Below are 13,128 nucleotides of genomic sequence, written 5' to 3'. Positions count from 1 at the left end.
CCAACATGAAAATAATGTCTGTAAAGGTACATCCCATCCCTCTGGCGCTCGGCGCACTGGTGGCTGGAGTAGCATTGCCGGCGGCAGCCCAGACCGAAGGCTCCCAGGCGAGGGTTCTCGAAGAAGTGACCGTAACCGCTCGTCGATTCGAGGAGTCGCTCCAGGACACCCCGGTATCGGTCTCCGCGTTCGGCCAACACGAACTCGAGCAAATGGGCATCAGCGAGGTCAGGGATATCGCCCAGGCAACGCCCAACCTCGATATTCGTAAACTTAGTGGCGGGCAACCCGCTGTTGGCTACAGTATCCGCGGGATTTCCAACCAGGATGACTCGATTTCCTTCGATGGCACCGTCGGCGTCTACGTCGATGGCGTTTACGTCGGGCGTCAGTCCAGCACCGGCTTCGCCATATTCGATGTGGAGCGCATCGAGGTGCTCAGAGGGCCCCAGGGAACGCTGTTTGGACGCAACACCATCGGCGGCGCTGTTAATATCGTGACCACGCCGCCCCGCGACGAATTCGTCTTCAAACAGAAGATCGGTGCCGGCAACCGCGGCCAGCGCAATTTCCAGACCGCAATTGATACAGGCCGTTACAACGGCCTGGCCGCCCGCCTGTCGATTCTGGACACTCGTAACGACGGCGACCGCAAAGATGTGTACACCAGTAGAAAACTCGATGAATCAAAGACCAGAGCCTATCGCCTGGCTGTGAACTGGACGCCCAGTGATGCGTTCAGCGTCGACTATAGCTACGAACGCTCGGAGTGGGAGTCTGGCGAACCCATAGCGCAGCTTACCTTCGTGCGAGACATGTACGCCAGTCCGGACGGAGCCTTCTACGGAGGCCCCTATTGGGAGCAGGCAAGAGACGAGGCATCGTCCTCGCGACTGGACCGCCTGCCTCGCGCCGCGAAAAATCCCGGTGACTGGACCTCTGACATCGACGGTCACGCCCTGACATTGACCTGGGACCCGCTGCCCAACCTGACCATCAAGTCGATTACCGGCTATCGCAGTTGGGACGAATTTACCCCGAACTCTACCTTTGGTGGCGCCTTCCCCGCCGATGGCAGCACGCTGCTCGACCTGGCCACCTTTCAGCCGATCCCCGCCGGCACCCTGGTACCCCTCTATCAATCCCATGACCGCGACCGCTCCCAGGACCAGTGGTCCCAGGAACTCCAGATCATCGGTACTTTGATGGACGATCGCCTGCGCTACAACACCGGTCTCTACTACTTCCGGGAGAAGTCGGAACTCAGAAACCCCCAGGCATTCGTCCTGCCTACCTGTCTGCTACTGCAGGCGCCACCCTGTGGCACCTCCCTGCTGGTATCGGCACCGTTCCTCCACGTCAGGCCGGAAAACGTGGCCTATGCCGCTTACGGGGAGTTCACCTATGAGCTAATACCGGACCTCGATGTCACTCTGGGCCTACGCTATAGCGTAGACGACCGGGAACTGGATTTATTCAATCTGCTGGACAACGTACCCCAACGCATAAAACCCAGCAATGACTGGAACAATCTCAGTCCCAGCGCGACCGTCAGCTACCGTTGGTCAGATCAGTTGAGCACCTACGCCAAAGTGGTCACCGGATATCGCTCTGGCGGCTTCAACATGCGAGCCACCACGGTTGAATCAGCGTCGTTGCCCTTCGATGAAGAGGAAGTTATCAGCTACGAGATTGGCTGGAAGAGCGACCTGCTGGACCGCACCCTGCGCTTTAACGGTGCGGTGTTCTACACCGACTACAAGGACCGGCAGATCTCACAGTTCCAGACCGGCAACACCGGCGCGGCCCAGGTTCTGGTCAACGCCGGACGCTCTGCCAACAGCGGTATTGAGCTGGAAGCCACCTGGCTACCCACCGATGCTCTCAAGCTCAATGCCAGTTACGGCTACACCGACATCAATTTCGACAGCTTCGTAGCTGGCGAAGTGGATCCGGTCAGTGGCTTCTCGACAGGACGCAACGTCGATATCGCCGACAGTGCCTCGACCCAGCAGAACACGCCCAATCACAACGGCTCAATTTCCGCCGAATACAGCTTCCCGCGCTGGGATATCGGCGAACTCACCCTGCGGCTGGACACTTCCTATACCGGGGAAATCGACTTTCACCCCCAGCTGACCCTGTACAACTCGTCTGACTCGTTCTGGCTGACCAACGCCCGGGCCACGCTGGCCGAGATTCCCGCTGGCAGGAACGGGCACCTCAGCGTCGGGTTATGGGTACGCAACCTGGAGAATGAGAAGTACCGGGAATTTGGTATAGACTGGGGGCAGCTCGGCTTCGTCACCAACAGTTACAATCCCGAAAGGACATTTGGAGCAGACCTGGTATACGAGTTCAATCGCTGAGCTGAGCGCCTCCTGACCCACTCATCCGGGAAGCTCAGCTCTCCCGGGTGATGCCATTGTCTCGATTAAACACCGAGTCAGGTTCATAGTCGGGAAGCCGGAACGGCAAGTTGGTATCCTGCAGGCCACCGTCGTAACGAAGCACATCGCCGGTGATGTAGTCGGCCGCCGGTGAGCACAGAAACGCGACGGTTTCGCCAACCTTGTCGGCGTCACCAATACTGCGCAGCGGCGTTTTCTCTATCAGGGTTTCGCCAAAGCTCGCTTCCGCTTCGATCAGCTTGGCCCTGAGTGCTGGCGTCATGATGGACCCCAGTGCGATCGCATTGACCCGGACTCGCGGCGCAAGTTCATCCGCCAGGCTGCGAGTCAGGTAGTCCAGCCCGGCCTTGGCCACACCATAGGCCATCATACCTCTTCCTGTGAGATGACCCACGGCGGAAGAAACATTGATGATGACACCCGATCCCTGCTTGATCATGTAGGGCGCTACCCGTTTTGAAAGCATGAACGCAGACTTGGTATTCCAGTCAAAAATGAACGAGAACTCTTCGTCACTAATATCCAGAAACCCGTTGAAAATAGTGCCACCAGCGTTATTTATGAGGATATCTATACGCCCAAGCTCCTGAATTGTCGCCGACACCAGGCGGTCCAGATCCTCGGCAACCGTAACATCCCCAGGGACTGCAAGCGCCCTTACCCCACACGCCCTCACTTTTGCCGCAGTCTCGTCGATGTCCCTGGCGGTGCGTGCATTGCACACCACGTGAGCGCCAGCTCGCGCCAACGCGAGTGCCACACCCTCGCCTATACCCATTCCTGCTCCGGTAACAATGGCAACTTTATCTGCAAGGTCAATAGACAGACTCATACCTATTCCTCAGTTATTATCCAGCTCCATCGCTCACACTCTGGTGGGCGCAACCACCGCTCTGGCGCAATCATTCGCGATGATGGGGGATTCTTAACAGAACTCATCACGGCCGCCGGGGACCACAATAGATCGAGCTGTGACAGTAGCGCCTGCGGTCCACCTTCAGTAATCGTAGGTCAGGTCTACCCCATAGGTGCGCGGAAATTCATAGTATCCGGCAACTATGGGACCCAAAGTATTCATGTTCGAGGGCAGATTCTTGTCGGTCAGGTTCCGGCCCCAGAACGACACGCCCAGCTCGCCGCCAGCAAACTTCATACCGCCCAGGGACACGCTGCCATTCAACCGCCAGGTGCCGGGGTTGGTTCCATCGACAAAGGGTACCGGCCTGGTGATGACTTCCTCTTCAGAACGATAGGAGGCATCAAAATGAAACTGCAGTCGCGCGTCACCTATAACAGAAAGAGTTTCATAGTCCGCCGAAACCGTGCTGGTCCACTTTGGGCGTAAATGCTTGGAAATCGGTCCACCCAGAAGCACAAGGTCGATTTCCTTGAATTCAAAATCCAGATAGCCCAGGTTCAGCCCCATCGTCAATCCGGTGAAGGGCAGCCAGGATCCTTCGAATTCAATTCCCTGGGCTTCGGTTTCTCCTGCGTTCACCAAAACCTGGGATGTCGGGATAGGAGGGTCAACCAGATTGCCTGCTGTCCCAAACTGCTGGTTTTCATACTCGACGAAAAACCACGCCGCGTTGGTCTGCAATCTGTTCTCCAGCCAACTCGTCTTGGCACCCAATTCAAACGACTTGGACTTCTCCAGCTCGTAGGGGAGGCCAGAGACAATGCCACCGGATATGTACCCGGTTGAATACTTCGAATATACCAGAGAGTCGAGGGTTGGCTGGTAATTGAGCCCAAGCAGATAGGTAAACTCCGACTCGTCGTAGGCAGTTTCCAGCACTTCACCGGTCATCAAGGTATGATCCACATAGTCCTTTTCGTCCTTGGTGTGGCGCCCACCGAGTATCACGTCCCACTGCTCATTGAGGTGATACTCGAGTTGACCATAGACCGCCATCGACTGTGCTTCTACATCAGACTGGGTCGCAGGTACGGAACCCGGGAAAAACGTCAAATTCGGAGGCGCGGAACCGAAGAAGCCGTTTTGTGCGTTCTTGTAGCCCCCCGCGGTCTGCTCCAGGTCGTAAAACATCACACCGGTGGTGAGCGTAAACGCTGTTTCGTCCCAGATAAACTGCAGCTCTTCGCTGAATTCTTCCCTCTCGTTTTCACCGGTTACCGCAAAGATCACAACAATAGGGGCAAATTGCCCAAGACCGTCCAGAGTATGCCCGGGCGCCTGCACTGACGCCTCCCGGAAAGAGAGGATATTCCGTAAGGTCATGGAATCGTTCAAGGCATATTCAGCAGTAAGGTTGTGACCGCGGATGAGCTGGGTGGTGGGCATGTGATAGGCATTGTTGACCGTATCCGGCATCTCCGCCCCGAACGAAGGGTCGGTAAGGCCTGCCAGCGCTGGAATGGAACCCAAAATGCCAACCGCGGTCGGGGTTGCCTCCATGTCCGTATAGTCGAATTTATAGACCAGGCTCAAATCCTCATGAAAATCAGCATCCAGCGCCAGGAAAACCGCCTCGGTTTTCGAGTCGCCAAGCCGCTCAGGGGAAACAAACCGCCCCCCACCGAACTCTGAAAAATCGACCGTGAAGCCCGCTCCAGTGTTTCTCACCGGCCCTTCCCTGTCACTATAGGTGTAGTTCAGGCTGGCGCTGAAAGGTCCCAGTTGTGGAGTATCAACACGTGTTCTGGATTCGAACAGGTCAAAATTACCGGTGGTGAGTTTCTGCCTGAAACCGAACTCTCCGTCAGGAGACTTGGTGATAAAGGCGATAGCTCCCCCCGAGGTATTCCGACCGAACAGTGTCCCCTGAGGGCCGCGTAACACTTCTATACGTTCAAGGTCTGCATAATTGACAATAGACGCACCGCCCCCCCTGAGATAAACGCCATCCAGGTATGTGGCGACACCGGCATCCGCACCGAGAGCCGTACCGGTTGCATAGAGACCCCGGATTTGAAACACCACGCTGCGAGTACCGCCGGCGCCTTCAACAGCTGACAAGTTAGGCACCAGTGTGTTCAGGTCGGTCAGGTTCTGAATACGGAAATTTTGAATAGCCGCGTTGCTAAAGGCCGCAATGGATATGGGGACATCCTGCAAGCTCTGCTCCCGGCGCTGGGAAGATACAACAACCTCCTCCAACGCCTGGGCAGGACCTTGAGCATGGGCTGAAAGGGTATGGACCGCAGGAATGATTGAGGCGGCCAACACAGCGTTACAAATTATTTTTCTCATGCCCTTTATCGCCCTGGATTTTATAAGAATTGAGTGCGCCCTATGGAACGTGAAACGATTGGGGCTGTCAATACCTGCGAAAATGTATTCTTCTTCTATTTGAAGTCAGAACCGCCAGGATGCGTCATCAAATTGAGCTCGTTAAAACACGGTCTAGATACTTATCCTCTTGTTTTTAATATGTTTTATATTATCCCTCAAGGCTTGTGAGATTCATGAGTGGCTTGATAAATACGTTCTTGCATGTATGTTTTTACTGCACCATCAGGTGTCAGGCCTGCGCTTCTCTTACGCCGTATCAGCCAACGCCACAACCCTTGCTCCCTCTGGAAAGCCTGACAACCTGTCAGATTTGTAGCGTAATGTTTACACATCTTGAGATGCACAGTAACATCCGCCGAGGTGGGGGTGTGGACCCCAAAACTGGAGTGTAAAGGCTTATGGCAATTGAATTCGATCAGGCAGATGTCGATGCCATGGGCCGCCAGGCAGCCAAAAGCAAGGCGACCCAGGACAAGATTATCGGTGCAGTCATCAGCCTCATCAAGGAAAGCGGATTTGCAGCGGCCAGCTCAAGTCAGATTGCCAAACGCGCGGGCATCACCTGGGGAGCGGTACAGCATCATTTCGGGGGTAAAGAAGAGATTCTCGAGGAAGTGTTGCAACGCTCGCACACAAAATTCCACGAGTCCCTCAGCGCAAACCGATTCACCACCGGAACTGCCGGTCGGCGTGTGGCGAAGTACGTGGACGCTGCCTGGTATCACTATCAGGGTGAGGAATACATGGCCACGCTGGAAATCCTCCTGGCGACCCGGGGCCACGGCAAGGCCAGCAACGATCTTTCCATCAGTCGTAGCCGCGAGGCCCATGTCGAACTGGCGCGAAGAATTTTCCACGACAGCTCGGCTTCCGACAAGATATTCCAGGAAGTCATATATACGGTTCACTGTATGTTGACCGGGATCCTGATAGAAATGGCGCTGGAGCCGGTTAGCTTTGACCCCAAAGCCTACATCAAGCGGCTCAAGGCTACGGTGACGGCAATGCTTTATCCCTAAGCCGTTACGCCCCTCCCCTCCCACGGAACAGTTATTTCGCGCACCCGGCTTTTATTGGGGACTCTCAGCGGCATTCCGTTGCCTGGCTTCCAGCGGGTGGATTTCCACCGTGCCAAACAGCTTGTCGTAGAGCAAGGTGAGGGTAGCGTAATTCCCCTTGTGCATATCCAGATGGTGCGCATCGTGCTTCATCGCGATCCAGTTAAGAGTGCGAAAGGGGAAAAACTCGAGATCGATACGACAATGGTTGATCTGGTTCAATTGGGTGTAAATAAAGTTGGAGATCACAATGGTAGCTATATGAAACGGCGCCAGGCCCACTAATCCGAGTATCACAATAGTCACGAAATAGAGCGCAATACCTATGAATATCTCCATTGGATGTAGCAGGTAGGAGTCGATCGAAGTTACCCGGCTCCGTGCCTGGTGATGGACTGCATGCACCCTGCGCAAAGAACCCTTGCCGTGAAACAGGAAGCGGTGCACCAGGTAGTAAAAGAAGTCGTAAACCATCAGAATCACGACCACATCCAATGCTATACGCCACAGCGGGGCGGCCTGCAAGGTGACAAAGAAGGGCAGGATGGCGACATAGAAAAACACATTGATGGCCAATCCAATTTTCTTGCTGGAGTCCACCCGGTGATGGTACTTCTTCCCCTGTTCCCGCCATTTGCGCTTGTTTTCCTCGCGATTCAGTTCACGCGCAGCAGCGAACGCCGGTACTTTGAAGACCAGCCGCTGGGCCAATGCAATACAGCCGCCCAGAATGACAAAGGTCAGCAAGCTTACCTGCCAGTGGTAGTCGAAGCTCATTTCTCATTCCCTTACCGGACAGCGCCTGAAGTGTGCCAGCCTGAGGCGAATAAAGTAAGGTATATTTGACTAATGGTCAATCTTGCATTACTTTTGTGATGAGGTCAGGGACCGATGAGGCCCTCAGCCTGCATCCAGTCGACCATATCCCTGAGGCTCTGCTCTCCGCCTATTAGTTGCGCCCCCAGGATGGCGCGAGCTTCTTCGTCATTCTGCGGGACACAGCGAGTTAGAACCGATGCAGCTTCATAGGTCAGGTCTGGAGCAGGACCACCAAATGCCCTTTGCTTGACGTCAGCCAATCGCCCAGCCGTCCTCAGAATCCAACCAGGCACCTTGATCGGCTTAATCTGCATGCCAGTTTGCTCCTGCATGATGCTCAGGATCTGCTGGTGGGTGAGATAGTCCGCTGTCGCCATAATCCGGCGGGGCCCCTTCCCTGGCTCCAGGAGTCGACTGACCAACAGGGCAAGATCCCTCACGTCGGTGAAGGTGAGTCCGCCCGAGGTAACCAGCATTGAGCCACTGTTGACATAGTTGGCCAAAAATTCCTGGCCGCTACCTACGGTCGGGTCGACCGGACCGTTTACGGATGCAGGATAGATGCAGACGATCGGGGCTCCTTCGGCCTGCAGGGCGCGCGCATTACGCTCTGCTTGCGCCTTTGTTCTGGCGTATCTCGAGTCCGGCTCAGTCACGGGATCATCAGCGTTCATGACTGGCCCCCTGGGCGGAAACATCGCCATGAAACTCGACAGAAATATCACCGGATCAAGCCCGGCCGCCGCCGATTCCCTCAGCACACGCTCGCTGCCGGTGACATTGAGATCCCACATCTTTTGCATGTCGGCGGTATTCTTGGACATCATTCCGGCACAGTGCACTACAGCCTGATACTGAGGAAGTAACGCGACCCATGTGTCATCGAGAACATCTCCCCGGTGACAGACAACGTCCTCAGATGCGACTCCCAGGCCGGCAAGGACCGACTTCTGTTTCTCGGGATCGCGGGCGAACACTCCGACCGTGTGCCCCGCACGGAGAAGCTGCGTAACGGTATGACTGCCGATAAATCCTGTCGCGCCTGTTACCAGTACGTTCACTCTTCAATCTCTATGGCGGCGACGGGAGTATTGAACACTACAACAGGTGTTGATTGGCGAACCTCTCCATGTCATGGAGTTTTTCCGCCAGCGTCATGGAACTGGCCATGCCGTTGGCGTCGCAAAAGGCCTCCCGATACAACATGGTAGCCCCCAGTTCCTTGCACCTCTCGATGTTCGACTCTTGCATATCGTAAAGACCAAGGCATATTTCGAAATCCTCAAGGCTTTTGCCGGACTCTTTACGGTACTGAATCAGCGTGGGCACAAAGAACTCTACTTCGCTCATCTCATGCTGCCCGCCAATCCACCCATCATGCCTGGCCGCGCGTCTCAGTGCGGGCTCCGAGAAGCCTCCGATATAGATTGGGACCGGCTGGAACAGCCCGGGAGACATCTGCAGAGACGGAAACGGATAAAACTCACCATCGTGACTGACCGGTTCACCTGTCCAGAGTTTTGCCATGACTTCAAGCGCTTCATCACAGCGCCGGCCTCGAGTGTGGAAGTCCTGCCCTACAAGTTCGAATTCCGACTTTTGCCAGCCAATGCCAGCTCCGAGAATCACCCGACCCTCGCTGATGTTGGCAGCAGTGGATACCAGCTTGGCAACGTTGAAGGGATCGTGCATCGGCAACACATAGACGCTGGTGAGAAAGCGAAGCCGGGTAGTCACCTGCGAAAGCGCGGCTATTTGCACCCAGGGCTCGGGCCAGTGTGTTTCCGGGTACCAGCGAATGAGGTTGTTCTTGCTGTACTCGTAGTTTTCATACTGCTCGCTGAACGTGATCAGGTGTTCCCCGAGAGAGATACCCTCAAAACCAAGGGTCTCGGCATGGCGAGCAAGCGCGGGGAGCTCCTTCATGTCGAGCATGGCGACGCATTGCCAGTAGTTCATACGAGTTGACCTCTTCAGCAGGAGACTGGGTTATGATCCGGGATAGCCGCGGCAAAAAACATACTCTACGAAATGTTACAAGTCAAACCATGGCCCTGGAAGCTCGCATTTTACGGCAGCATATGCTCTGGCGCCGGAACTCGAACCGAATCTACCCCTGCTTGTGTGAGCCGGGAGCTTGGCCTATACTCGATAAAAATTTATATAGCAATGTTTTGTCTACTCTCGCGAGGTACTCAGGCGTGCTACTCTCGCATGGTACTTTCGCGTGGTACTCTCTCCTGTTAAAACAGAGGCCAACATGACTCAGTCCAGCAAGCCGATTCCGTTCGTCAGCGGCGCAAAATCCCCCGAAGAGGGCGGGCATTTTGAGGAGTTCTGTGCTCACCCCGCCTTCTTCCTGCTTCGCGCCTACAAAGAGTGTGGCGAACTGGCGGAGTTTGACATGGGCGGCCGGAACACGGTCCTGATGGTGGGACCGGAGGCGCATGAGGCCGTGTTTCGCGTCGATGACGACAAGGTCAGCGCGCGCGAAGCCTATCAATTCATGGTACCCATCTTCGGTAAAGGCGTACAGTATGGCGCGCCCCTCGATATCGAACGGCAGCAACTGCGCATGCACTCGAGAGGCCTCGCCAGTGAGAAAATGAACCACTACGCCCCCATTATTGCCAGGGAGACCGAGGATTGGATAGCGGACTGGGGCGACAGCGGCGAGATCGACTTTTACGAAGGCTTTGCCGATCTGACCATCAAGACCTCGACTCATTGTCTGCTGGGGTCCGAATTCCGCTATTCCTTGACGGACGAATTTGCCGAGCTTTACCACACCCTGGGCGCTGCGGCCGACGCGGGCGGCCTGCAGGACCCCGGAGCACAGAAAGATGCCTATGCGGCCCGTGATCAGGCCCGCGCGCGGCTTGAGGACCTGATCACAGAACGAGTGGAGCAACGCCGCGCCTCTGGCGAGGTGCACATGGACCTGCTCCAGGTGTACATGGATACGACCTACCCCGACGGCCGTCACCTGACGACCAGTGAGATAGCCGGCATGATTGTCTGGTTCATGTTTGCCGGTCACCATACCAGTGCCAATACGGCCGCCTGGACGCTGGTCGAACTGGCCCGGCACCCCGACCTCGCCAGTGCTGTCGTCAGCGAGGTTGACGAGGTCATGAACGGCGGGCAGCAGTTCGACCTGAAAGTACTGCGTCGAATGTCCAGGCTGGAAGGCTTTATCCGCGAGGCTCTGCGCGTACATCCGCCGCTCAACACACTCACCCGCCGCGTTGTCGAGGATTTCGAGTACAAGGGGCACAGCATTGAAAAGGGCAAGAACGTGATGCTCTGCCCCTATGTAGCCCATCGGCTGGAAAGCAGCTTTCCAAATGCCGAGGTCTTTGATCCAGACCGGCCAGCACCCGACAATCCCTTTGCCCTGATTCCGTTTGGTGGCGGCCAACGCAAATGTGTCGGCAATGCTTTTGCCATCCTTCAGGTCAAGGTCATATTCTCGGTACTGCTGCACCACTACGAGTTCGAACTGGCGGGGCCTCCCGGTGAGTATGCAGAAATCATGCCGTCCCTGATCCTGCGTCCCTCCGACCCCTGCATATTGCGCTACCGGCGCCGCGCCGACCGCCAGGCAGCATGAGGGTGGGTGGGATGAGTAAATACAAGGTAGAAGTGGATTTGCTGCTTTGCCAGGGACACGGGGTCTGTGTCGAGGAATGCCCTGAAGTTTTCGAGGTGGTCGATATGGATTCCGGCTACCCGAAGGTTCGGGTAAAAGCCGAATATCCGGACCCAGGCCTGCGCAGCAAGGTGGAAGATGCGGTCAGATACTGCCCGAATCAGACCATTCAATTGGTAGAAGTTGACTGAACAGAAACTTCCGCAGAGCGAATATTACACTCGCTCACTTACGTGGCCAGCAGCGATATAGCCAAAGGTCATGGCCGGCCCCAGGGTCGCGCCCGCACCGGGGTAATAACGCCCCATAGGCGATGCTGCACAGTTGCCAATGGCATAGAGCCCGGGCAGTGGTTCGCCTTGATCATTCAGAACCTGAGCATGCTCGTTGGTGAGTAGGCCGCCCTTGGTCCCGATGTCTCCAGGGTAGACTTCGATGCCATAGAAAGGCGCCTCAGCCAACGGAGCCAGGCAGGTATTCGGGCCGAGGCGCACATCGCCGTAGAGCTGGTCATAGCTGTTTTCACCGCGGTGATAATCCTCATCAACACCGGTGGCGGCAAAGCCGTTGAAGGACTCCACCGTCTGGACCAGGCGGTCCTGTGCTATACCAAGCTGTTCGGCAAGCCCGGCGATGGAGTTCGAGGAACTCAACAACTCCTTGCTTATCTTGCTGGGCTGCAGCCAATCGAGATGCATGCCACCTGGAAGCAAGGGCCCAAACGGATACTCTCTGCGATAGCGACTGTCGAATATCGCGTAGCAGGGTAAATTGTCGCCGGAATACATGGCCTGCACCGCGGTGGTGTAAGCGACAGACTCGTTGACGAAGCGCGAGCCGCGTTGGTTGACCAGAATACAGCCGGGCATCGAGCGCTCGGTAAACAACATACGCGCCCTGTCCTCCCCTGCCACGCGAATGGTAGGCCCCCACCACGCCTCATCCAGCAGATGGGTAGCCGCGCCAATTGCGGTAGCTGCGGACAACAAATCTCCGGTGTTGGTTGGCGAAGCGGCCGACCATTCCGCACGAGTCGGTACTGGCAGATACTTTCCCCGTAGGCTCCGGGAATGCTCGAAGCCACCACTACCGACGATTACACCCTTGCGCGCGCCCAGTCTTTTTCTCTTGCCATCGTGCTCGACCACTACGCCGACCATCCGCCCTTCTTCCTGAATCAACTCCGTGACCGGGGAGTCGAGCCAGACCGGCACACTGCGATCGTCAATCGAACGGCGCAGCCGACCCAATAGCGCATTGCCCATTACCAGCCGACGGGACCGACGACCTTTCATTCGTCCAGGAATATCCAGGAAGTACTCCATCGCGAGCTTGAGGACTACTATCCACCAGCCGGGCGCCTTGCTCAGAAGAACCGCACCTTCCTGGTTGGTGTAGCCCATAAAGCCCATGACCTGGGTCTGGATATGTGGCATACCCAGCGTGTGGAAAGAAGCGCCCAGAACCCTGGCGTGGTATGGAAGCGGATCAATCGAACGGCCACCTGGCCTGGATCCAGCCAATTCCTGATAATAGTCGGCGTAGTGAATCATGGACTCAAAGGCGACATGCGTCTGCGCCTCAAGGTAGCGCAGCATTGCCGGCGCCTCACGGACGTAGGCTTCGATGACCTCTGGCGCGACATCCCCTGCGGTCAATTCGCGCAGATAAACCAGTGCATCCTCTTCGCTGTCTTCAATACCGGCCGCCAGCATTAGATGGTTATTGGGCACCCACAAGCCGCCCCCGGAGCTTGCGGATGTTCCGCCGTAGAAGGAGGCCTTTTCGACAACCAGTACCTGGTTACCGAGATCTCTGGCGCGGCATGCCGCGGTCAGTGCCCCGGCGCCGCTGCCGACGACAATGACGTCATGCTCCGAATCCCACTTCAACTGTTATTCTCCATTACCCGGCACCAAGGGCACCCCTGTC

10 protein-coding genes are annotated in these 13,128 nt (G+C 56.3%); 4 read left to right on the top strand and 6 right to left on the bottom strand.

The window, feature by feature from the left end; genetic code table 11:
- Positions 1-5 precede the first annotated feature (5 nt).
- Positions 6-2,369 carry a TonB-dependent receptor gene (locus Q6D67_RS15060; RefSeq protein WP_304706488.1) on the top strand — a complete coding sequence of 788 codons (2,364 nt, stop codon included), beginning with the start codon at positions 6-8 and terminating at the stop codon, positions 2,367-2,369.
- Between the two features lie 34 nt (positions 2,370-2,403).
- On the opposite strand, the gene Q6D67_RS15055 is transcribed toward Q6D67_RS15060, so the two are convergent.
- Together Q6D67_RS15055 and Q6D67_RS15050 are read right to left on the bottom strand one after the other, a co-directional pair.
- Positions 2,404-3,243: an SDR family NAD(P)-dependent oxidoreductase gene (locus tag Q6D67_RS15055; RefSeq protein WP_304706487.1), complete on the bottom strand. Its 840-nt coding sequence runs from the start codon at positions 3,241-3,243 to the stop codon at positions 2,404-2,406.
- Positions 3,244-3,408: 165 nt separating this feature from the next.
- A complete protein-coding gene (locus tag Q6D67_RS15050; protein WP_304706486.1) occupies positions 3,409-5,625 on the bottom strand; it encodes a TonB-dependent receptor in 2,217 nt (738 codons plus the stop codon).
- A 440-nt stretch (positions 5,626-6,065) separates the two neighbouring features.
- Here Q6D67_RS15050 and Q6D67_RS15045 point away from each other — a divergent pair, with 440 nt between their 5' ends.
- A complete protein-coding gene (locus tag Q6D67_RS15045; protein ID WP_304706485.1) occupies positions 6,066-6,686 on the top strand; it encodes a TetR/AcrR family transcriptional regulator in 621 nt (206 codons plus the stop codon).
- 51 nt (positions 6,687-6,737) lie between these two features.
- On the opposite strand, the gene Q6D67_RS15040 is transcribed toward Q6D67_RS15045, so the two are convergent.
- From Q6D67_RS15040 to Q6D67_RS15030, 3 genes are all read right to left on the bottom strand, one after another.
- Complete coding sequence (locus Q6D67_RS15040) at positions 6,738-7,502, bottom strand: sterol desaturase family protein (RefSeq protein WP_304706484.1); 765 nt, start codon at positions 7,500-7,502, stop codon at positions 6,738-6,740.
- 104 nt (positions 7,503-7,606) lie between these two features.
- A complete protein-coding gene (locus tag Q6D67_RS15035) occupies positions 7,607-8,605 on the bottom strand; it encodes an SDR family NAD(P)-dependent oxidoreductase (protein ID WP_304706483.1) in 999 nt (332 codons plus the stop codon).
- Between the two features lie 37 nt (positions 8,606-8,642).
- Positions 8,643-9,503, bottom strand: coding sequence for a TIGR03619 family F420-dependent LLM class oxidoreductase (locus tag Q6D67_RS15030; RefSeq protein ID WP_304706482.1), 861 nt, complete (start codon positions 9,501-9,503; stop codon positions 8,643-8,645).
- Between the two features lie 301 nt (positions 9,504-9,804).
- On the opposite strand from Q6D67_RS15030, the gene Q6D67_RS15025 reads away from it, so the two are divergent.
- Both Q6D67_RS15025 and Q6D67_RS15020 read left to right on the top strand, forming a co-directional pair.
- Positions 9,805-11,157, top strand: coding sequence for a cytochrome P450 (locus Q6D67_RS15025; RefSeq protein WP_304706481.1), 1,353 nt, complete (start codon positions 9,805-9,807; stop codon positions 11,155-11,157).
- 11 nt (positions 11,158-11,168) lie between these two features.
- The gene (locus Q6D67_RS15020) at positions 11,169-11,387 is read left to right on the top strand and encodes a ferredoxin (RefSeq protein ID WP_304706480.1); all 219 of its coding nucleotides are present in this window, start codon (positions 11,169-11,171) and stop codon (positions 11,385-11,387) included.
- Between the two features lie 24 nt (positions 11,388-11,411).
- Here the strand turns inward: Q6D67_RS15020 and Q6D67_RS15015 are convergent, their stop codons facing one another.
- A complete protein-coding gene (locus Q6D67_RS15015; protein ID WP_304706479.1) occupies positions 11,412-13,088 on the bottom strand; it encodes an FAD-binding protein in 1,677 nt (558 codons plus the stop codon).
- Positions 13,089-13,128 lie beyond the last annotated feature (40 nt).

The organism is Haliea sp. E1-2-M8 (genome assembly GCF_030649675.1).
Taxonomy (GTDB): domain Bacteria; phylum Pseudomonadota; class Gammaproteobacteria; order Pseudomonadales; family Halieaceae; genus Haliea.
The sequence above is the reverse complement of the archived record's forward strand: the minus strand, read 5'-3'. Positions and strand labels throughout refer to the sequence as shown.